Source organism: Curtobacterium sp. WHRI 8282 (assembly GCF_040223925.2).
Lineage (GTDB): Bacteria > Actinomycetota > Actinomycetes > Actinomycetales > Microbacteriaceae > Curtobacterium > Curtobacterium flaccumfaciens.
In genome coordinates this window covers 1125333-1145257 of record NZ_JBEHCD020000001.1, presented here as the reverse complement: position 1 = coordinate 1145257, position 19925 = coordinate 1125333, and the positions used below count along the sequence as shown (strand labels likewise).

Here is a 19925-nt window from a genome sequence, read left to right as displayed (position 1 = left end):
CGGATGGACGAGAAGCGCGATGCCGTGACCGCACACAGCGGAGCACGAGCACCGTGTGAGGCCCCGCCCGCCTCCGGAAGGACCCCATGACGATCGCACCCCCCGCCGCCGACGACCTCGTGGTGACCGACCCCGTGAACGGATCGATCGCGTCCACCGTGCGCCGCTCGACCGAGGACGACGTCCGCAACGCCGTCGCCCGTGCCCGTGCCGCTGCCGGTGCCTGGGCCCGGACCGCGCCGGCCGAGCGCGGTGCACTGCTGCACGCCGCGGCCGAGCACCTCCGTGCGCACGCGCAGGAGCTGGCGGACCTGAACACGCGCGAGACCGGCAAGGTGCCCGGTGACGCCCTCGGTGGGGTCGAGGCCGGCATCGGCACGCTCGTGCAGTACGCCGAGCTCGGGCCGGTGCACCGGGGTGAGGCCCTGCGCGGGCAGTTCGGTGCCGCCGACTGGTCGGTGCCGCACCCGCGCGGCGTGGTGCTCGCCCTGACGCCGTGGAACGACCCGGTCGCCGTGGCCTGCGGGATCCTCGGAGCAGCGATCGTCACGGGCAACACGGTGGTGCACAAGGGCAGCGAACGGTGCCCCGCGACCTTCGCCCGGCTCAACGCGCTGCTCGCCCAGGTCCTGCCGGACGGTGTGCTCATCGGTGTCGACGGCGACGCGACCACCGGCGAGCAGCTCCTGGCGCAGGAGGGCATCGACGTCTACGCGCACGTCGGGTCGACCGCGACCGGTGACCGCCTGAGCGAGGTGGCCGCGACCACCCGCGCCCACGTCATCCGCGAGAACGGCGGCAACGACCCCGTCGTCGTCGACGCCGACGTCGACCCGGAGTGGGCTGCCGCACAGGTCGCCCTCGGCGCCTTCGCGAACACCGGCCAGATCTGCACCAGCGTCGAGCGGGTGTACGTGCACCAGGACGTCGCCGAGCCCTTCGTCGCCGCGCTGGTCGCCGAGGCGGAGCGCCGCACGGCCGCACCCGCAGCCGAGTTCGGGCCGCTCGTGGACGACCGGCTGCGCGGGCTCGTGCAGCACCACGTCGACGACGCGATCGCCCGCGGCGCGGTCGCCCGGACCGGCGGCGTCACGCCCGGCGGGCTCGGGTCGTTCTACCCGGCGACCGTCCTGACCGACTGCGCGGACGACATGCTCGTGCTGACCGAGGAGACCTTCGGCCCGATCGCCCCGGTGCGCGTGGTGTCGGACTTCGCGGAGGGCCTCCGGCTCGCCGCGGCCGACCGCTACGGCCTCGCAGCCACGGTGCTCACGAACGACACCGCACACGCGCTCCGCGCCGCGGCCGAGCTGCCCGTCGGCACCGTCAAGGTGAACGCCGTGTTCGGTGGCGCTCCGGGCGGCAGCGCCCAGCCCCGCGGTGCCTCGGGCGCCGGGTTCGGGTACGGCCCGCACCTGCTCGACGAGATGACGACCACGACCGTGGTGCACCTCGAGGCCGCACCGCCGCGCCGTACCGTCGAGCCGTCGAAGGAAGCAGCCGGCAGCACCGCAGCCACCGGCAGCACCGGCGCCGCAGCAGGCGCCACCGGCCCCGCAGCCGCTGCCGGCGCCACCGCCGGCAGCGCCGACACCGTGGGAGGCACCCGATGACCGCCGACGTCCGGCTGGTCCGTGACCTCGTCGCCACGATCGACGACCGCGAGCCCCTCGTCGTCGTCATCGGCGACTGCATCCTCGACCGCTGGACCGTCGGCGAGGCCGAGCGGGTCTCCCGCGAGGCCCCGGCCCCCGTCGTCCGCGTCACCGAGACCATCGCGGTGCCGGGCGGCGCGGCGAACACGGCCGTGAACGCCCGTGCCCTGGGCGCCCGGGTCCGCATGGTGGGGCTCATCGGTGACGACGAGGCCGGTGACGTCCTGCGCCAGCGGCTCGAGGCAGCCGGCGTCGACACGTCGTTCCTGGTCGAGATCCCCGGCGCCCGCACCACGACGAAGTCGCGCGTGGTCGGCGGTGACCGCGTCGTGGTCCGGGTCGACGAGCTGGCCGCGACCCCGACCGCAGAACACGGCGAACGCCTCGCCCGCTCGGTGGCCCGTGCCATCCGGTGCGCCGACGCCGCCGTCGTGTGCGACTACGGCCTGGGCGTCCGCGCCGAGGACGTCGTGCCGATGCTCGACCGTGACCGCCCCGGCGCCGTCGTCGTCGACGCGCACGACCTGACCCGCTGGGCCGCGCTGCACCCCGACCTCGTCACGCCGAACGCCGGTGAGACCGCCGCACTGCTCGGCACGGAGCTCGGCACCGGTGCCGACCGCGTCGGCACCGTCGTCGCAGCCCGTGCCGACGTGCTCGCCCGCAGCGGCGCCCGTGCCGCGGTGGTCACGCTCGACCGCGACGGCACCGTGCTGCTCGAGCCCGGCTCCGACCAGGGGTTCCGCACGCGTGCGACGCCAGCCTCGGAGCAGCAGGCCTCCGGCGCCGGTGACACCTTCTGCGCCGCCGCGACCGTCGCCCTCGCCGTGCAGGCACCCCTGCGCGACGCCGTCGCGGTCGCCCAGGCCGCTGCCGACGTCGTCGTCCGCGAGGCCGGCACGTCCGTCTGCACCGCCGCCGCCCTGCTCGACTCGGTGACCGCGCCGGCGGCGACCGTCGTCGACCACGACGAGCTCGCCACCGCGGTCGAGGCCGCACGGCAGGCCGGCCGACGCGTCGTCTTCACGAACGGCTGCTTCGACGTGGTGCACCGCGGGCACACCACCTACCTGCGCCAGGCCCGTGACCTGGGCGACCTGCTCGTCGTCGCACTGAACGACGACGACTCGGTGCGCCGGCTGAAGGGCCCGGAGCGGCCGATCAACCCGGCCGAGGACCGCGCCGGCGTGCTCGCCGCGCTGGCCTGCGTCGACCTGGTCACGGTGTTCGCGACGGACACCCCCATCCCGCTCATCGAGCGGCTGCGCCCCGAGGTCTACGTCAAGGGCGGGGACTACTCCCCCGAGATGCTGACCGAGACCGAGGTCGTGCGCGGCTACGGCGGCGAGGTCGTCATGGTCGACTACGTGCCCGAGCACTCCACCAGCGCCGTCGTGCGCCGGATCCGCGAAGCCGCTGCGCGGCCCGAACCGGACCCGGCACCGTGACCGCCCGCTGGTCCGGGTCCTGGGCGAAGGCCCCCGATCCAGCGGACACGAGCACGGTCGACGTCGACGTGCTCATCCCGACCGTCGGCAGGCCGGCCGAGCTCGCCACGACGCTCGCCGGCCTCGCCGCCCAGACCGACGTCGACCTGCGCGTCGTCCTCAGCGACCAGTCCGCGGACGGAGACGCCGCCAGCGCGCCGGCGGTCGCCGCGATGCTCCGCGTCCTGGAGGCGCAGGGCCGGCCCGTCACGCTCCTCACCCACCCGGAACGGCGTGGCCTGGCAGAGCACCGGCAGTTCCTGCTCGACCACGCAGAGGCCGCCGCGGTGCTGTTCCTCGACGACGACGTCTGGCTCGAACCGGGGTCGATCGCGCGGATGCTCGACGCGCTCCGCACCCTGGGCTGCGGGTTCGTCGGCAGCGCCGTGCAGGGCCTGTCGTACCTGCAGGACCGACGCCCGCACGAGACCTCGGTGTTCGAGCGGTGGGACGGCCCGGTCGTGCCCGAGGTGGTGCGCCGCGGGACCCCCGGCTTCGACCGCTGGTCGCTGCACAACGCGGCGAACCCGACGCACGTCGCCGCCGACCTCGACCTGCACCCCGGTGAGTGGGTGCCCTACCGCGTCGCGTGGGTCGGCGCCTGCGCGCTGTACGACCGTCGTGCGCTCGAGGAGGTCGGGGGCTTCCGGTTCTGGGACATCCTGCCGCCCGAGCACGCCGGCGAGGACGTCGTCGCGCAGTGGCGGGTGATGGAACGGTTCGGCGGTGCGGGCATCATGCCCTCGGGTGCCGTGCACCTGGAGGCCCCGACCACCGTCGTCGACCGCCGGGTGGACGCGCCCGACGTGGTCTTCGCGGACGGGAACGTCATACCGCGGTAGGGGGTGGTCGAGACCACCGCGGGATGGCCAGCGCGCGCCGGTTCCGTAGCGTCGTCCTCGTCGACGAGTTCCGTCGGCGGGAGGGAGCACCCCGTGTTCGACCAGATCACCCCGCTCGTCGTCGAGCTGGCCGCGAGTCCGCTCGTCTACGTCGTCCTCTTCGCCCTGTGCCTGGTGGACGGCTTCTTCCCGCCGGTGCCGAGCGAGTCCGCCCTGGTCGCGATCGCCGCCGTCGCCGCGACGTCCGGACAGCCCGTGCTCGCCGTGGTGCTCGCCGCCGCCGCCCTCGGAGCGATCGCCGGCGACTCGATCGCGTACTGGATCGGGCGCCGGATCGGGTTCGCCCGGCTGGCCCGGTCGAAGCGACCACGGATCGCAGCGGCCTTCGCGTTCGCCGAGCGGCAGATGCAGCGCCGCTCCGCCAGCCTCATCCTGACCGGGCGCTTCATCCCGGTCGGCCGGGTCGCGGTCAACATGACCGCCGGCGCGACCGGCCTGCCCTACCGCCGGTTCCTCGCGATCAGCGCGATCGCGGGTGTGGCGTGGTCGGCGGTGTCGATCGGCATCGCCCTTGCCGCGTCGAGCGTGCTGCACGAACCGATCGTGGCGGCCCTGGTGTCGATGGTGGTCGCCGCCGGGCTCGGGATCGCGGTCGACCGGGTGCTCGGTACCATCAGCCGCAGGCGCGAAGCCCGCGAGGCCGCCGCTGCCGCCGCTGCCGCTGCCGCCGCCGCTGCCACACCCGCCACCGCCACCGCCACCGAGCCCTGCCTCGTCCGAACCGGAGAGACCGCCCGCCCGTGACCGTCGTCCCGAAGCCCCGACCCACCTGGGTCCGGCCTGCCGTGCAGATCGGCTTCGTCGTCGTCGTGGTGTCCCTGTTCGCCGTCGCCGCACCCGTGACCGCGGTGTTCTACGGCGTCCCCGTGCCGCTCGCGCTGCTCGCGACCGCCGTGCTGTCGGCGAGCATCGGGCTCGCACCGCTCGTCCCCCGCACGGCGTCGGTCGCGCACCTCGTCGCCCTCGCCGGCCTCGGCATCCTGACGGCACCCGGCACCGTCGGGCCCTGGCCGGTCTCGGTCACGAGCATCATCGGCCTGAGCGTGCTGCTCGTCGTGCTGGGCGTCCGCACCACCTGGCGGCTCACCGCGGTGGTCTGGGTCGCGGCGACGCTGCTCACCCTGCTGCTCATCGGCGTGACGCCCGACCGGTGGGGGCAGGTCGACGTCTGGGCGACGAGCTTCGTGGTGAGTGCCGGCGACACCCTCGTCGTGGCGGCCGCTGCGGTGGTCATCGGGCAGCGCCGGACCGTGCGCGAGGAGCTCGCCGCCGCCCGCCGCGACACCGAGCTCGAGCAGGCCCGACGCCGGACGGTCGAGGAGCGCTCCCGGATCGCCCGTGAGCTCCACGACGTCGTCGCCCACAGCATGTCCGTCGTGCACATGCAGGCCGAGTCCGCCCCGTACCGCGTCGCGGACCTGCCGCCGGAGGCCCGAACCGAGTTCGCCGCGATCGCCGAGACCTCGCGCACGGCCCTGCGGGAGATGCGGCAGCTGCTCGGCACCCTGCGTGGCGACGCCGACGCCGAGCGTGCGCCGCAGCCGCGGCTCGCCGACCTGCACGCGCTCGTGCAGGCCACCCGCGCGGCCGGCATCCCCGTCGAGCTCCGACTCGACGAGGGGCTCGACCCAGACCTCGACGACGTCGACCGGCTCGCACAGCTCACCGTGTACCGGGTCGTGCAGGAGGCGCTCGGCAACGTGGCCCGGCACGCGCCCGGTGCGACCACCGTGGTGACGGTCGGGAGGCACGGGCCGGCCCTCACGGTCGAGGTCGCCAACACCGCGCCACCGGTCGGCAGCGTGCCCGGTGCGCCGCCGGACGACGGCGGCTTCGGCCTGGCGGGGATGCGCGAGCGCGTCGCCGCGCTCCGCGGCACGATCGACCACGGACCGGACCCGGACGGCGGCTTCCGCGTCGCCGTCAGTCTGCCCACCCGGCCCACCGCGACCACGTCGCAGCCGACGGCCGACGGGGCGAGCCGATGACGCGGGTGATGGTGGTCGACGACCAGCAGATGTTCCGTGTCGGACTGCGGGCGATCCTCCAGGCCCAGGACGACGTCGAGGTCGTCGGCGAGGCCGCGAACGGGGCCGAGGCGGTCGTGATGGCGATCCGGCTCCGGCCGGACGTGATCCTGATGGACGTCCGGATGCCGGAGCTCGACGGGATCGAGGCGACCCGGCGGATCACCGCGGCGCCCGCGGAGTCGCCCGTCCGCGTGGTGATGCTCACGACGTTCGACATCGACGACTACGTGTTCGACGCGCTCCGTGCCGGGGCGAGTGGGTTCCTGCTCAAGGACGCGAGCGCCGAGGAGCTCGTGCAGGCCGTGCGGACCGTCGCAGCCGGCGACTCCCTGCTCGCACCGAGGGTGACCCGGCACCTCGTCGAGGCCTTCGTCGCCGGTCCGCAGCCGACGGCCCCGCGGACCGAGGTGCTCGACGTGCTGACCGACCGGGAGCGCGACGTGTTCCTGCTGATGGCGCGGGGGCGGTCGAACGGTGAGATCGCGGCGGAGCTGTTCATCGCGGAGCAGACCGTGAAGACCCACGTCGGCCGGGTCCTGGCGAAGCTGCAGCTGCGGGACCGGGTGCACGCCGTCGTGCTGGCCTACGAGAGCGGGCTGGTCACGCCGTCCGCGTGAGGTGCGGGCCCGAGACGTGACCGCAGACGGACAGGAGGCCCGGTGCCAGCTGGCACCGGGCCTCCTGTCAGAGGTGTGGTCGCGACTCAGGCGGCGAGGTGCGCCTGCAGGAACCAGCGGTCCTTGGTCAGCGCGCGCTCGATCTCGATCGCGACGTCCTGGCTGTTGAGGTCGACCTCGTCGAGGCCGTCGACCGCACGGCGGACCTGCAGCAGCGCGGCGTCGATCTGGGCGATCACCTCGGTGATGGTGACGTCCGAGTTCTGGAAGCCCTGCGACAGCGGCGGCAGGGTGGTGTTCGCGGCGACGGTCGCGATGCGCGAGTCGACCGGCAGGCCGAGGGCGACGATGCGCTCCGCAGCCTTGTCCGCGTAGTCCTGCGCGTGCTCGACGATCTCGTCGAGGAGCTCGTGCACGCCGACGAAGTTGCGGCCACGGACGTGCCAGTGGGCCTGCTTGCCGTTGACGACGAGCGCCTCGAGGTCGATGACGACGGGGGCGAGGAACTGCGCGACCCCGGCTGCGAGCTCCGGCGTGGTCGAGAACGGGGACGTGGTGCTGGTGGTGGTGGTGCTGCTCTGCGTGGTCATGTCGTTTCCTCCTCCGTCGTGGCTACACCCGCGTGCCTGGCCCTGTCCGGACCGGCGCGGTGCTGCCGATGGTCACAACCATGCCCGCCTCTCTTGCATGCCGCAAGGAAGAGCAGGCTGCCCTTACCCGCCGTACTCGACCTGGACCTGCTGGCCGGCGTCGGTGAGTTCGAGCTGCACCATGGACCGTGCGCGCTCGATCCACGGGCTGTCCGCGCACCCGATCCAGACCGAGGTGCGGGGCTCGCAGCCCGTCACGCACCACTCGGCGGCCCAGCCGGTCAGGGCGTGTGCGAGGGCTTCGCCGTGGTCTGCGAAGACCAGCGGGGCGACGGCCGAGCTGCGGGCGCTCCGGACCAGCCAGGTCACGGTGACGCGCGGCGGAGCCGGCAGGATGCGGATCTGCTCGTCGAGGGCGACCTCGACGAAGACCTGCCCGTACGCGTTCTCGGGGAGTTCTTCGAGCTGGCGGTGGATCTCGACGAGGTCTTCGGCACCGCCCGCGATGAGGATGCGTTCGCTGGGCTGTCGCCGGGTCCGTGCCATGTGGCAACGGTAAGGGAAGCCTTACCTCATCACAAGGGGGAACGACCGGTTCCGGCGATGTCCACAGCGGGCACACCGAGTTCGTGCGACAGGAACCGCCACATCCAGGACAGGGCGACCGTGTTCGTCAGCCCCGGGACGCCCTGGGCGATCTGCGTCGCGACGCCGTCGCTGTACGCGGCGAGCTGCAGCGCGACGGTGTCGGCGTCGACGTCGACGAACACCCCGGCCTCCACCCCGCGCCGGATGACCCGCACCAGGCACGCCTCCCAGACGCGGATGCGTTCGGCGTACTCGGCCGCGACCTCGGGCCGTCGCACCACCGCGGTCCAGTAGTCGGACCAGATCCGCCAGTGCTGCCGGACCTGCTCGGTGTCGCCGAACAGCGGGGTGACGAGCATCCGCAGCCCCACCAGCACGTCGGGTTCGGCGTCGACGGCCGCGACGATGGCGCCGTAGAAGCGCTCCGTCTCGAGCACCACGACCTCGTTGAGGATCTCCGCGACACTGCCGAAGTGGTAGGTCACGGTGCCGACGGAGACGCCGGCCTCGGCCGCGATGTCGCGCAGCCCGGTGGCGCCGACGCCGTTTCGCACGATCACCGCGCGGGCGGCCTCGACGATCATCGCGCGTCGGACCTCCGGCCGCTGCCGGACCCTCGCCGCGGTCACGCCGACGTCCGTGGGACGTCGTCGACGAAGGTCCGCTCGGTGACGAGCACCTCGGGTTCGTCCGGTCCGCCGTCGCGGGCCCAGGCGCGCACGGTGTTGACGACGTGGAAGGTGTCGGCGTCGGCGGTGACCTCGGACGTCGTCTCGAGGCGCGCGGCCCACTCCGGCTTCGCCAGCCCGATGGCCCAGCGGGAACTCGCCCGTGCGCTGGTCGGGTCGTCGGAGCGGATCCGGTACGTCTCGCGGGCGTCCTCGGTGAACACGAGGCCGTCCGGGTAGACGCGCCCGCCGCCGTACCCGGGGTCGACGTCGAGCGTCCACTCCCCCGTCTCGACGTCGTGCGTCACCGTGCGCTGCGGCAGCTGGTCGGCCGGCGCGACGCGCTCGATCACGAGGGGCTCGGACCGTTCGGGCTCGGCGAAGACCACCCCGTCGTCGGTCGACCGGGTCCAGGTGGGCAGGGTGACGCTCGAGGCGGTCGGGTCGATCGTCACCGTGGCCTCGACGCCGTGCGGCCACACCCACGGCCAGTAGGACGACGAGACCGCGATGCGCAGCCGGTGTCCGGCGGCGAACCGGTGTCCGGTCGAGACCAGGCGGACGGGCAGTTCGGCGGGCGTCCCGGGCACGAGCACGTCGTCGCGGTCCATGCCGTCGCGCTTCGCGGCGTTCAGCACCCCGCGCGTGACGAGCGTCGACGAGCCGTCCGGTGCGACGTCGCAGAGCCGGACGGTCAGGGTGGCCCGGGGCGCATCGCTCGTGACGGACAACCGCACGAGCACGTTGCCGAGCAGGTCGAACGCCTTGCCGACGGGCAGGTCGAAGGTGACCGACCGGCCGTCCTCGGCGCGCTGGTCCGGCGGCAGGTCGGTGGCGTTGCCGAACGGGAAGAACCGACCGGCGTCCACCCCGGTGTGCTGCGGCGACCGCACCACGACCGGTCCGAGGTCACCGCCCCGCAGGGCGGCGAGCGGCAGGACGCGCTCGTGGGTCGCGGCGGAGGGCCACGCCTCGGCACCGATCCAGCGACCGCGGCGACCGGCGTAGTACGGCGCGGGGGCTTCGCCCTCGTTGATCCAGGCCCGCAGTGCCGGGTCGTCCTCGACGCCGGTGTCCACCCCGAGCAGCCAGCGGTCCCACCACCGCAGGGTCTCCTGCAGGAACCCGATCGACGGACCAGGCGCGAGCCCACGGTCCGGGTACTGGTGCGACCACGGGCCGACGATGCCCTTCACGGGGGCGCTGACGTGGTCGACGAGCCGGAGCACGGCGTCCCGGTACGGGTCCGCCCAGCCACCGACCGCGAGCACCGCGGCGCGGATGCCGTCGTAGTCCTCGGCCGCGCTGCCGTGCCGCCAGTAGTCGTCACGTTCCTGGTGCGCCAGCCACACGGGCGTCATCGGGCGGTTCGCCTCGAGGCGTTCCCGCCAGCGGTCGATCCACCCGGCGCCGACGACCTCGGGCCGGGGCGGCCGGGAGTTGAAGGCGAACATGGTCGCGCCCCAGGCCGCCATGTCGATGCCGAGCACGGCGCCGCCGACGTAGTGCACGTCGTTGTCGTACCGGTCGTCCGTCGAGCAGACCGTCACGATGGCCTTGAGCGCGGCGGGTGCCCGGGCCGCGAGCTGCAGCGCGTTGAAGCCGCCCCACGAGATGCCGAACATGCCGACGGCGCCGGTCGACCACGGCTGCTCGGCGAGCCAGGCGATCACGGCCTCACCGTCGAGCAGCTCCTGCTCGCTGTACTCGTCGTCGAAGAACCCGTCGGACGAACCGGTGCCGCGGATGTCGACCCGCACCGAGGCGTACCCGTGCTGGGCGTACCACGGGTGCCGCTCCGAGTCGCGTGGTGCGGTCCAGTCGTCGAGCCGGTACGGCAGGTACTCGAGCAGCGCCGGCGTCGGGCCGCCGGGGTCACCCGGCTGCGTCGGCGACTGCGACGGTGCCCAGATCCGGGCGTGGAGCCGCACACCGTCGGGCATCGGGATCCACTCGTCGCGGACCGTCACGCCCGCGGGCAGCGAGCCGGGGTCGCCGATGGCGGTGAAGGTGGCGGCGGCGGTGCCGTGGCCGGTGCCGTCGTCGGTCGTCATGCGTCCTCCCAGTTGCGGGTGCGGTGTCCGTCGCCGTGGTCGGTCCAGCCGTCGGCGTGCCGCCAGCGCGGCACCCCGTCACCGACGTCGGGCAGGGTCGTGCTGCCGGGTTCGAGGGTCGCCGCGAGCAGCGTCGACGTGTACGGGTGGTTCGGGCCGGTGAACACCCGCTCGGTCGGTCCGATCTCGACGATCCGGCCACCGGTCATCACCGCGACCCGGTCCGCCACGCCCCGCACCACGGCGAGGTCGTGGCTGATGAACAGGCAGGCGAGGCCGCGCTCGCGCTGCAGGTCGGCCAGCAGCGCGAGGATCCCCGCCTGCACCTGCACGTCGAGCGCCGTGGTGATCTCGTCGGCGATCACGAGCGACGGCTCGGCCGCGAGTGCGCGCGCGATCCCGACGCGCTGGCGCTGCCCACCGGACAGCTGCGCGGGCAGGCGGTCGGCGAACTCCGGTCCGAGCCCGACCTGGCTGAGCAGGGCGCCCACGCGCTCGCGCGAGGACGAGCCGCTGAACAGCCGGAGCGGCCTCGCGACGGCGGCACCCACGGTGCGCCGCGGGTTGAGCGACGTGTCCGCGTTCTGGAACACGAGCTGCACCGCGCGCCGCAGGTCGGGCGCGCGACCGGCGATCGGCTCGCGCAGGTCGCCGCGGGTCGTGCCGTCGTCGTACGTGAACGTCCCCGACTCGGCCGGCACCAGTCCGGCCAGCGCCGTCGCGAGCGTCGACTTGCCGCTGCCGGACTCGCCGACGACGGCGAGCGTCTCGTGCGCGGCGATCGTGAACGAGACACCGTCGACGGCGGCGGGCAGCCCGCGGCCGTACCGGATCAGCAGGTCGTCAGCGGTCACCACGGGGCGGGCGGCGCCCTCGGGAGGCGCGGTGCGGGTGGCCGTGGAGCCGACCGTCCCCGGGACGGTCGCGTCGTCGGACACGTGCCCCACGCCTCCAGGCCGTCGCCCGTCCGGCACCGCGGCCAGCAGGGCGCGCGTGTACTCGTGCTGCGGAGCGGCGAAGAGCGCCGCCGTGGCGGCGTGCTCGACGACCTCGCCGTCGCGCATCACGGCGATCTCGTCCGCCATGGCGGACACCACCCCGAGGTCGTGGCTGACGAGCAGGACGGCCATGCCGAGCTGCCGACCGAGGTCGGCGACCAGGTCGAGGACCGCGGCCTGGGTGACGACGTCGAGGGCGGTGGTCGGCTCGTCGAGGACGAGCACGCGCGGCCGGGCGGCGACGGCCATCGCGATGGCGATGCGCTGCTGCTGGCCGCCGGACAACTGGTGCGGGTACCGGCGGACGATCGCGTCGGGCTCCGGCAGCCGGACCAGCCGGACCAGCTCGGCGACGCGTTCGGGGCCATCGGGCTCGCCGTGGGCGCGGAGGGCCTCGCGGATCTGCTCGCCGACGCGCATCGACGGGGTGAGTGCCTGTCCGGCGTTCTGGGCGACGACCGAGGCGGTGCCGCCGCGGAGCGCCCGGCGGCCGGCCGGCGACAGGGCGAACACGTCGGCGCCGTCGACGCGGACCGTCCCGCCGTCGATCGCCGACCCGGCGCGCAGGTGTGCGAGGAGCGTCCGCGCGACGGTGGACTTGCCGCTGCCGGACTCGCCGACCAGGCCGAGGGTGCGACCGGCCTCGATCGCGAACGAGACACCCCGGACGACGGGCACGCGTCGCTTGCCGGCGGCGTACGAGATGGACAGGTCGTCGACGCGGACGATCGCGTCGGGCACGGTCGTCGTCGCGGCGGACGTCGTGCCGGTGTCGGTGCGGGTCATGCGCTGACTCCCTGCTTGGCACGGTCGACACCGAGCGACTTGCTCAGGCCGTCGGCCGCGAGGTTCAGTCCGATCACCAGCGTGGCGAGTGCCACGATCGGGGCGAGCGTGCCGAGCGGCACCACGGTGAGCGCGGTGCGGTTCTCCTGCACCATCAGGCCCCAGTCCGGGGTCGGTGGGTTCGCGCCGAAGCCCAGGAAGGACAGCGACGCGACGAGCAGCACGATCCACGAGGCCCGCATCGCGTACTCGACGAGCACGACGTCGAGCACGTTCGGCAGGATCTCGCGGAACACGATCGACAGCGGTCGCTCGCCCCGGGCGCGGGCCGCGGTGACGTAGTCCTGCGTGATCACGGTGCGGGCGGCGCCGCGGACGACCCGGGTCACCGCGGGGGCGTAGACGACCGTGACGGCGAGGACGATGACCCAGAGGCCGGCGTCGAAGACCGTCACGACGACCAGGAGCGCGAGGATCGACGGCACGCTGAGCAGGGCGTCGACGACGCGCATGACGACCTCGTCGAACCAGTTGTCGGCGTAGGCCGTGACGCACCCGAGCACGGTGCCGACCGCGACGGCGATCGTGGTGGCGAGGAAGGTCACGGACAGCGCGTACCGGCCGCCGTTCAAGGTGCGCGAGAGCACGTCCCGGCCGTACTGGTCGGTGCCGAGCCAGTGCATCCACGTCGGACCGGCGAGCACGTCGCCGGCGTTCGTGGCGACCGGGTCGTGCCCGGCGATGACCGGCGCGAGCAGCGCGAGGACGACGTGCAGGGCGATGAGGCCGAGGCCGATGCTCAGCGCCGTCGACCCGCGCAGGGGTGCGAGCGCGCCGGCGAGGACGTCGCGCCCGACGCGGCGGCGGGGTGCGGTGGCGGTCATGCGGCGGCCTTCCTGGTGCTGCGGGCGCTGCGGGTGCGCGTGCGCGGTCGTCGCTGGCGGGTCCGCAGCTTCGGGTCGAGTGCGAGCGCGACGAGGTCGGCGGCCAGGTTGCACACGACGTAGATCAGGGCGCTCAGCAGGGCGATCGCCTCGATGGTGGGCAGGTCACGGTTGAACACCGACTCGAGCATGAGCTTGCCCATCCCCGGGTAGTTGAAGACGTTCTCGACCACCACGACACCGCCGAGCAGCCACGCGACGTTGAGCGCGACGACGTTCAGCGTCGGGAGCAGGGCGCTCGGGACCGCGTGCTTCCACACCACCCGGCGCATCGTCAGGCCCTTGAGCTCGGCCGTCGTGACGAACTCCGACGCCATCACGTCGATGGTCGACGAGCGGGCCGTCCGCACGATGTAGGCGGCCATCGCGAGGGTCAGCACGATGATCGGCAGCCAGATGGTGGGCAGCAGCTCGGCGACGGTGGCGTCGCTCCCCCGCAGCACGACGGCGGGGAACACCGGCAGGCCGATCGCGAACAGCAGCACCAGGACGGTGGCGACCATGAACTCCGGCACGCTCATCACGACCAGGCTGACGATCGAGATCACCTTGTCGCTCGGACGGCCGCGGCGGACACCGGCGACGACCCCGAGCGTCAGGGACACCGTGACGCCGACGAGCATCGCGGGCACGGCGATGAGCATGCTGTTCCGGAAGGCCGTGAACAGCGTCGGGGCGACCGGTTCGCCGCTGACGAGCGAGGTGCCGAAGTCGCCGTGCACCGCGCCGCCGAGCCACTGCAGGTAGCGGAGCCAGACGTTCTGGTCGAGGCCGAGGGTCTCCCGCAGTTGCTTCACGGCGTCGGGAGTGGCGTTCTGCCCGAGCAGCTGCTGGGCGACGTCACCGGGGAGCGCCTGCACCGCGAGGAACACGAAGAGCGAGGCGAGCACCACGGTCAGCACGGCGATGCCGACGCGGCGGAGAACGGGGACGAGGACGTCCGACGGCGTGTTCGTGGTCGTCATCGGCGCAGTCCGATCCGCAGGTAGTCGAACTCGAAGCCGTACTCCGAGTAGTTCACGACGTCGCGGGACAACCCCACGAGCCGGTCGCCGAACATCGGCGTCATGTCGGCACCGTCCTCGACGACGAGCCGCTGGGCGTCCTGGTACAGGGTGAGCCGCTTGGCGTCGTCCATCTCGGCGCGGGCGTCGTCGAGCAGCCCGTCGAAGGTCTCGTTCGACCAGGCGCTCTCGTTGTACGACGACCCCGAGCGGAAGATCTGGTTGAGCAGCTGGTCGATCGGCCGCCCCGTGAACCAGTAGCTCACCATGAGCGGCTTCTGCATCCAGATCTGCGTGTAGTACGAGTCCGAGCTGGCGTTGCGGACGGTCAGACGGATGCCCGCATCGGCGACGGCGTCGCGGTAGGCGACGGCCATCGGGGTGAACACCGACTCGTAGCTCGACGTGTAGATCGCGGCGCGGAAGTCCGCACGCCCGGCCTGCTTGAGCAGCGCCCGGGCCTTGTCCGGGTCGTACTCGCGGTGGTCGTCGACGAACGCGGCGAGCTGCGGCGGCACGGGGTTGTCCCAGCCTGCCGAACCGGTGCCCTGCAGCGCCGTGTCGACGATCTTCCGGGGGTCGTAGGCGAGCTTCATCGCCTGGCGCACCCGCGGGTCGCTGAACTCGTCGCTCGTGGCGAGCATCGGGATCGTGTACCACTGGGCGTTCTTCGACCGGGCGACGGTGGCGCGGTCGGACGCCGACACCACCCGGGCGGTCGCGAAGTCCAGGTTCGTCTGCGAGATGAGGTCGATCTGCCCGGCGAGCAGGGCGTTCACCCGCGCGGTGGTGTCCTGGATCGAGTAGAAGTCGATGCCGTCGAGCGCCGGGCGGCCGGCGAAGTGGTCCGGGAACGCCTCGACGCTGCCCGCACCGGCGGGGGTGAACGACGACAGCCGGAACGGCCCCGTCCCGATCCCGGTGCGGCCGATGTCGGCGATGGCGTCGGCCGGCACGATGTAGCACTGGTAGGCGGTGAGCAGCGACGGGAACTCGGCGTTGGGCTTCGTCAGCGAGAAACGCAGCGTGTACGGGTCGACGGCGCGCATCGAGTCGGCGTCCATGACCTCGCCGAGCACCCCGGCCTGCGGGCTGCCGGTCTTCTCGTCGAGGATGTGCCGGATGCTCGCGATGGCGTCGTCGGCGGTGAACCGGGACCCGTCGTGGAAGACCACGCCCCGGCGGAGCGCGAAGGTCCACTCGGTGCCGTCGGCGTTCGCGGACCACTCCTCGGCCAGGTCCGGCACCGGGGTGCCCTGCTGGTCGAGCTTGACGAGCCGGTTGTACAGCGCGCCGAGGTACTCGTAGGCGGACAGCGAGCTCGCGGAGTCGAGGGTCTCGGCGGCGGAGGCGGCGGGCCGTGCGATGCGCAGGCGTCCGCCCCGACGGGCGACGCCGGTGGCCGCCGCCTCGGGGATCGTGGGGGTGCCGGCGGACGCGCCGGAGCTGCATCCGGCGAGGGTGAGCAGGCCGAGGCCGGCCAGACCGGCGGCGCCGGTGATGAGCGCCCGACGGCTCGGACCGTGGGCGCCTCGGGGTTCGGGGACGATGGGCTGCATTCGGGGTGACCCCTCCTGTAATCGTTCCGGTGAACGATAGAGGTCCCGGGCCGATCCCCCAAGCCCGCTCCCGCCGCGCGGATCACCACCGCGTCCGACCCGATCGGCGAGCCCGCGCCGATCCGCCGCCGCGCACGACCGTTCCGTCCACCGGTGGAACGTTTACCAACCCGTTACACGGCACCGCCCGGCACACGGCATGATCGGGAACGCACCGACGTCCCCGAGGAGGACCATGGCCACGTTCACCCGCGGGTTCGGCGGTCGACGCGACGACCGCGACGACACCCGCATCCCGCCCGGTCAGACCCTGGTCCGCGACTGGCCCGTCCTGTCCGCCGGAGCGACGCCCGACATCGAGCCGACCGACTGGGCCTTCTCGATCCGCACCGAGTCCGGCCTGCACCAGTGGACCTGGGACGAGGTGCACGCGCTCGGCGTCGAGGACGTCACCGTCGACATCCACTGCGTCACGCACTGGACCAAGCTCGACATGCCGTGGCGGGGTGTCCCGCTCGACCGCCTGTTCGCGGACGTCGAGACCGAACTCGAATACTGCATGGTGCACAGCTACGGCGGGTACACGACCAACGTCCCGCTCGACGAGCTGCTCGACGGCAAGTCCTGGATCGCGTTCGAGGCCGACGGTGAGCCCCTGACGCCCGAGCACGGCGGGCCCGCCCGCCTGCTGGTACCCCACCTGTACTTCTGGAAGAGCGCCAAGTGGGTGCGCGGCATCGTCATGCAGGCCGACGACGAACCCGGCTTCTGGGAGAACGCCGGCTACAACCTGCACGGCGACCCGTGGAAGGAAGAGCGGTACTGGTGACGCTCCCCGACACCGGCCTGGAGGCACGGATCACCCCCGTCGCTCGTCCCACCACGCGAAGGCGGCCGGCCTGGCACGCGGCCACTGTCGCGTCCGTCAGCCGCGAGACGACGAACGCGCGCCGGATCGTCCTCGACGTCCCCACCTGGCCGGGCAACGACCCCGGGCAGCACCTGGACCTGCGGCTGACCGCCGAGGACGGCTACCAGGCGCAGCGCTCGTACTCCATCGCGTCGGCCGGCCCCGCGACCGACGTCGTGCTCGCGGTCGACCGGGTGGACGGCGGCGAGGTCTCCCCGTTCCTCGTCGACGCCGTCGAGGTCGGCGACGCGCTCGAGGTCCACGGACCCCTGGGCGGCTGGTTCGTCTGGCGGCCGGGCGAGTCCACCCGTCCGGTGCAGCTCATCGCCGGCGGCTCCGGCATCGTGCCGCTCGTCGCGATGGTGACCGCCCACGCCGAGGCGGACGATCCGGCGCCCTTCCGGCTCCTCGCGGCCGTCCGCACACCGGACGACGTGTTCTTCCGTGCGGAACTCGACCAGGCGCTCGCGAGCCGGGCACCGCTCGAGGTGACCCACGTGTACAGCCGCACCGCGCCTCCAGGCTCGTCCGTGCCGGCCGGCCGGCTGACGCGGGACGCGCTCGCTGCCGCGGTGTTCCCGCCGGACGCGGGCGCCCTGGTCTACGTGTGCGGGTCGACGCCGTTCGTCGAGCAGGTGCTGCGCTGGCTCACCGAGCTCGGACACGACACGAGCGACGTCCGTGCCGAACGGTTCGGGGGCAACTGATGGTCGTCGTGGACGGCAACGCACTGGCGGGGACACTGGCCGACACGCTGGGACCCGAGCCGACCGTGGTCGGCCTGCGCTGCGCCGGGTGCGGTTCGCTCGGGGTGCTCGGGCAGACCACCGTCCACCGCTCCGCGATGGGGTCGGTGGCGCGCTGCCGCGGGTGCGACACGGTGCTCGTCACGGTCGTCGAGTCCGGGACCCGGCGCTGGGTGGGGTTGCCCGGTGCCCGCACGATGTCGGCGTCGATACCGGACGGCATCGAGTAGCACAAGGCTCATGCGGCGGGTCGTGCGGGTTTCTTGCGGGTTCCCGCAACCCTGGATCCGGTTCCCACCCGAACGGGGGACGGCTCCGGATACATCCTCGGAACTGCGCCGGGCCACCCACCTGGCGCGTGCCAGTGGGGGCAGGGTCGCCTCCGCGCCCGGTGGGCGCGGGTACCCGAAGCCTGCGCCCGCTGGGCCCCCACGCCTTCGGTGATGCAACGCCCCGCAACGACGGAACCCCCACCGCTCTTCCGAGCGACGGGGGTTCCGGTCTTCCTGTTCTGAGCGGATGACGAGATTCGAACTCGCGACCCTCACCTTGGCAAGGTGATGCGCTACCACTGCGCCACATCCGCATTCACACGCCGTGCTGCCCGTGCGGAGACGACTCTACCCGAAGAAGGGCGGCATCACCGGTTCCGGTGAAGGTTCCGGGCGTGTCCGGCGCGGCGCGGGCCGTCCGTCAGGTCGACGGAGTTCGATCGGACCATGAGCTACGTGCACGACAATCCCGGCGGGACCGAGGCCCACGGCGTCGACCTGGTCGACGGTGACGCCCCCGCGATCCGGATCCTGGTGCACGGCGACCTGCCGACCACGATCGAGCACGAGGGCCGCACCTGGCTCGCGACGGGCGACGCCCACGACGCGGGCGACGACGACACCCCGCCGATCGCGATCTACCGCCCGGTCTGAACCGGCGGGTCCAGCTGGGCTGACCGATCCGGGTGCGCCGGCGGCGCCGCGCCGTGTGCCGGCCGTCAGTGACCGCGGACGTCACCCGTCAGGATCGCGTGCTCGACCCCCGCTGACAGCTCGTCGTGCAGGGCGTCCGCGAAGAACTCGCCGGCACCCAGGCTGATGAGGTGTGCGACCGCGGCCTCCGCGGCCGGGAACCCGGGCTCCCACTCGTCGTGCAGGAACGCGCGGACGTGTCCGGACTCGTGCACGACGACCACGCCGATGTGCTCGTGCCGGGTGCCGTCCTCGAGCACGGCGTCGAAGACGATGGGCTCGGTGTCCTCACCGAGTTCCTCGAGCAGGACGGTGCCGGTACCCGGCCACTCCGTCCGGTACGGCGGCAGGTCGGGTGCGTGCAGGTGCCCGGCGAGCTCGTCCGACGCCGACTCGATGTGCCCGGTGGACAGGTACTCGTCGACGACGTCGTGGATGCGGGCGTGCAGGTCCGGCTCGTACTGCCACCAGCGCTGGTGCACTGTGCGGAGCCACTCCTGGGTCGAGGCGTCGGCCGAGGCCGAGATCCCCACGAGCTGCGGCGCGGTGCCGGGCGAACCGACGACTTCGAGCTGTTCGTCGTGCGTCTCGACCGTGATCGACCCCGTGGTCTCGTCCGGGTGCACGCCGTGGACGTCCTCGGGCGCGGCGGCCCAGATGCTGGCGGGGAGCTTCGGCGGCAGGTCGAACGGCACCGCGATCGCCGGTTGCGTCATCGCGTGGTCGATCGCGTCGCCGAGGTGCACCTCGTCCGACCGGGACCCCATCACGATGCCACCGGCCGGCGGCACGAGCGACAGGCGTTCCAGGTCGTCCGGCGCGGCGTTCATCGAGGTGAGCACCGCGGTGTCGGCCCACTGCACGAACGCGCCGGCTGACCGGTCGTCCTCGCCGAACGGCACGTCCCACACCGTCGGGTCCGTGAGCACCCACGAAGCGGTGCGCCCGGCCGGTCCGTGGCGGACGGCGTCGACGATCGCCGGCACCAGTCCGGGCAGCTCCCGGTACGCGGGACGGACCGTGAGCCGGTCGACGGCGAGCAGGTCGGGCTTGCCGAGCATCTCGGCGGCGTGGGTCTGCAGCGAGAAGAACGTCTCCTCCGTCGCGTCCTGCGCGGCGACGGCGGACGCGAAGGACCCGGCGACGTCGGAGACCTGGTAGCCGAGCACCAGTGCCTCGAGCGACTCCGGTGCACGGCTCGTGAACGCGGTGACCTCGGCGACGGACACCGCCTCGGTCTCGTCGTCGTCGGTGATCGGGACGCGGACGTCGATCACCCACCGGTCGACGTCCTGCCCGGGGTAGGCGTCACCGTCCTCGTCCGAGATCGTGATGTGCACCAGGCGCAGGGAACCGTCCCAGGCGTCGTGGACGTGCTGGGCGATGGCGGCATCGGGGTCGTCGTTCACGGACGCAACGGTA

Annotated in this window: 19 protein-coding genes and 1 tRNA gene; 10 read left to right on the top strand and 10 right to left on the bottom strand. The window is 73.2% G+C overall.

All coding sequences use genetic code 11. From position 1 onward, the window contains the following. The first annotated feature begins 86 nt into the window (after positions 1-86). The 6 genes from ABRP24_RS05710 to ABRP24_RS05685 all read left to right on the top strand — a co-directional run bounded on the left by ABRP24_RS05710 (position 87) and on the right by ABRP24_RS05685 (position 6691). Complete coding sequence (locus tag ABRP24_RS05710) at positions 87-1613, top strand: aldehyde dehydrogenase family protein (protein WP_349849231.1); 1527 nt, start codon at positions 87-89, stop codon at positions 1611-1613. Continuing rightward, positions 1610-3103 (top strand): D-glycero-beta-D-manno-heptose 1-phosphate adenylyltransferase, encoded by a 1494-nt coding sequence (rfaE2, locus tag ABRP24_RS05705; RefSeq protein WP_110863763.1) that lies wholly within the window; start codon positions 1610-1612, stop codon positions 3101-3103. Before ABRP24_RS05710 ends, rfaE2 begins: the two co-directional genes overlap by 4 nt. Then, positions 3100-3984, top strand: a complete 885-nt coding sequence (locus ABRP24_RS05700; RefSeq protein ID WP_349849234.1) for a glycosyltransferase — start codon at positions 3100-3102, stop codon at positions 3982-3984. The genes rfaE2 and ABRP24_RS05700 overlap by 4 nt, the downstream gene beginning before the upstream one ends. 93 nt (positions 3985-4077) lie before the next feature. Further along, positions 4078-4788 carry a VTT domain-containing protein gene (locus ABRP24_RS05695; protein WP_349849236.1) on the top strand — a complete coding sequence of 237 codons (711 nt, stop codon included), beginning with the start codon at positions 4078-4080 and terminating at the stop codon, positions 4786-4788. Continuing rightward, the gene (locus ABRP24_RS05690) at positions 4785-6032 is read left to right on the top strand and encodes a histidine kinase (protein ID WP_349849238.1); all 1248 of its coding nucleotides are present in this window, start codon (positions 4785-4787) and stop codon (positions 6030-6032) included. Before ABRP24_RS05695 ends, ABRP24_RS05690 begins: the two co-directional genes overlap by 4 nt. Further along, the gene (locus ABRP24_RS05685) at positions 6029-6691 is read left to right on the top strand and encodes a response regulator transcription factor (protein ID WP_111057143.1); all 663 of its coding nucleotides are present in this window, start codon (positions 6029-6031) and stop codon (positions 6689-6691) included. Before ABRP24_RS05690 ends, ABRP24_RS05685 begins: the two co-directional genes overlap by 4 nt. 86 nt (positions 6692-6777) lie before the next feature. On the opposite strand, the gene ABRP24_RS05680 is transcribed toward ABRP24_RS05685, so the two are convergent. The 8 genes from ABRP24_RS05680 to ABRP24_RS05645 all read right to left on the bottom strand — a co-directional run bounded on the left by ABRP24_RS05680 (position 6778) and on the right by ABRP24_RS05645 (position 15882). Next, the gene (locus tag ABRP24_RS05680) at positions 6778-7281 is read right to left on the bottom strand and encodes a Dps family protein (RefSeq protein ID WP_111057144.1); all 504 of its coding nucleotides are present in this window, start codon (positions 7279-7281) and stop codon (positions 6778-6780) included. A 123-nt stretch (positions 7282-7404) separates the two neighbouring features. Next, entirely contained in the window at positions 7405-7827 is a 423-nt protein-coding gene (locus ABRP24_RS05675) for an SIP domain-containing protein (protein WP_071244660.1), read from the bottom strand. A gap of 29 nt (positions 7828-7856) precedes the next feature. Then, positions 7857-8498: a TetR/AcrR family transcriptional regulator gene (locus tag ABRP24_RS05670; protein WP_301567228.1), complete on the bottom strand. Its 642-nt coding sequence runs from the start codon at positions 8496-8498 to the stop codon at positions 7857-7859. Beyond that, positions 8495-10591 carry a CocE/NonD family hydrolase gene (locus ABRP24_RS05665; protein ID WP_349849241.1) on the bottom strand — a complete coding sequence of 699 codons (2097 nt, stop codon included), beginning with the start codon at positions 10589-10591 and terminating at the stop codon, positions 8495-8497. The genes ABRP24_RS05670 and ABRP24_RS05665 overlap by 4 nt, the downstream gene beginning before the upstream one ends. Further along, positions 10588-12375: an ABC transporter ATP-binding protein gene (locus tag ABRP24_RS05660; protein WP_349849244.1), complete on the bottom strand. Its 1788-nt coding sequence runs from the start codon at positions 12373-12375 to the stop codon at positions 10588-10590. Before ABRP24_RS05660 ends, ABRP24_RS05665 begins: the two co-directional genes overlap by 4 nt. Then, positions 12372-13259: an ABC transporter permease gene (locus tag ABRP24_RS05655; protein WP_349849246.1), complete on the bottom strand. Its 888-nt coding sequence runs from the start codon at positions 13257-13259 to the stop codon at positions 12372-12374. The genes ABRP24_RS05660 and ABRP24_RS05655 overlap by 4 nt, the downstream gene beginning before the upstream one ends. After that, complete coding sequence (locus ABRP24_RS05650; protein ID WP_111022881.1) at positions 13256-14284, bottom strand: ABC transporter permease; 1029 nt, start codon at positions 14282-14284, stop codon at positions 13256-13258. The genes ABRP24_RS05655 and ABRP24_RS05650 overlap by 4 nt, the downstream gene beginning before the upstream one ends. Further along, the gene (locus tag ABRP24_RS05645; RefSeq protein ID WP_027465569.1) at positions 14281-15882 is read right to left on the bottom strand and encodes an ABC transporter substrate-binding protein; all 1602 of its coding nucleotides are present in this window, start codon (positions 15880-15882) and stop codon (positions 14281-14283) included. The genes ABRP24_RS05650 and ABRP24_RS05645 overlap by 4 nt, the downstream gene beginning before the upstream one ends. A gap of 235 nt (positions 15883-16117) precedes the next feature. Between ABRP24_RS05645 and ABRP24_RS05640 the strand changes: the two genes are divergently transcribed. From ABRP24_RS05640 to ABRP24_RS05630, 3 genes are read left to right on the top strand one after another with little or no spacing between them, the layout of a single operon-like run. After that, positions 16118-16711: a molybdopterin-dependent oxidoreductase gene (locus tag ABRP24_RS05640; RefSeq protein WP_349849249.1), complete on the top strand. Its 594-nt coding sequence runs from the start codon at positions 16118-16120 to the stop codon at positions 16709-16711. Next, positions 16708-17499: a ferredoxin reductase gene (locus ABRP24_RS05635; RefSeq protein WP_301598837.1), complete on the top strand. Its 792-nt coding sequence runs from the start codon at positions 16708-16710 to the stop codon at positions 17497-17499. Before ABRP24_RS05640 ends, ABRP24_RS05635 begins: the two co-directional genes overlap by 4 nt. Then, a complete protein-coding gene (locus ABRP24_RS05630; protein ID WP_349849251.1) occupies positions 17499-17768 on the top strand; it encodes a DUF6510 family protein in 270 nt (89 codons plus the stop codon). Before ABRP24_RS05635 ends, ABRP24_RS05630 begins: the two co-directional genes overlap by 1 nt. 284 nt (positions 17769-18052) lie before the next feature. Here ABRP24_RS05630 and ABRP24_RS05625 read toward each other — a convergent pair. Continuing rightward, positions 18053-18124 (bottom strand) — tRNA-Gly (locus tag ABRP24_RS05625). A gap of 133 nt (positions 18125-18257) precedes the next feature. Between ABRP24_RS05625 and ABRP24_RS05620 the strand changes: the two genes are divergently transcribed. Then, positions 18258-18464, top strand: coding sequence for a hypothetical protein (locus ABRP24_RS05620; protein ID WP_027465565.1), 207 nt, complete (start codon positions 18258-18260; stop codon positions 18462-18464). 65 nt (positions 18465-18529) lie between these two features. Here the strand turns inward: ABRP24_RS05620 and ABRP24_RS05615 are convergent, their stop codons facing one another. Beyond that, the gene (locus ABRP24_RS05615; RefSeq protein WP_349849253.1) at positions 18530-19912 is read right to left on the bottom strand and encodes a hypothetical protein; all 1383 of its coding nucleotides are present in this window, start codon (positions 19910-19912) and stop codon (positions 18530-18532) included. Positions 19913-19925 lie beyond the last annotated feature (13 nt).

Excerpts from the sequence above, each read along its gene's own strand:
- ABRP24_RS05680 (WP_111057144.1), bottom strand. The coding sequence starts at position 7,281 with ATGACCACGCAGAGCAGCACCACCACCACCAGCACCACGTCCCCGTTC.
- ABRP24_RS05645 (WP_027465569.1), bottom strand. The coding sequence starts at position 15,882 with ATGCAGCCCATCGTCCCCGAACCCCGAGGCGCCCACGGTCCGAGCCGT.
- ABRP24_RS05710 (WP_349849231.1), top strand. The coding sequence starts at position 87 with ATGACGATCGCACCCCCCGCCGCCGACGACCTCGTGGTGACCGACCCC.
- ABRP24_RS05685 (WP_111057143.1), top strand. The coding sequence starts at position 6,029 with ATGACGCGGGTGATGGTGGTCGACGACCAGCAGATGTTCCGTGTCGGA.
- ABRP24_RS05640 (WP_349849249.1), top strand. The coding sequence starts at position 16,118 with ATGGCCACGTTCACCCGCGGGTTCGGCGGTCGACGCGACGACCGCGAC.
- rfaE2 (WP_110863763.1), top strand. The coding sequence starts at position 1,610 with ATGACCGCCGACGTCCGGCTGGTCCGTGACCTCGTCGCCACGATCGAC.
- ABRP24_RS05650 (WP_111022881.1), bottom strand. The coding sequence starts at position 14,284 with ATGACGACCACGAACACGCCGTCGGACGTCCTCGTCCCCGTTCTCCGC.
- ABRP24_RS05620 (WP_027465565.1), top strand. The coding sequence starts at position 18,258 with ATGAGCTACGTGCACGACAATCCCGGCGGGACCGAGGCCCACGGCGTC.
- ABRP24_RS05655 (WP_349849246.1), bottom strand. The coding sequence starts at position 13,259 with ATGACCGCCACCGCACCCCGCCGCCGCGTCGGGCGCGACGTCCTCGCC.
- ABRP24_RS05675 (WP_071244660.1), bottom strand. The coding sequence starts at position 7,827 with ATGGCACGGACCCGGCGACAGCCCAGCGAACGCATCCTCATCGCGGGC.
- ABRP24_RS05660 (WP_349849244.1), bottom strand. The coding sequence starts at position 12,375 with ATGACCCGCACCGACACCGGCACGACGTCCGCCGCGACGACGACCGTG.
- ABRP24_RS05630 (WP_349849251.1), top strand. The coding sequence starts at position 17,499 with ATGGTCGTCGTGGACGGCAACGCACTGGCGGGGACACTGGCCGACACG.
- ABRP24_RS05665 (WP_349849241.1), bottom strand. The coding sequence starts at position 10,591 with ATGACGACCGACGACGGCACCGGCCACGGCACCGCCGCCGCCACCTTC.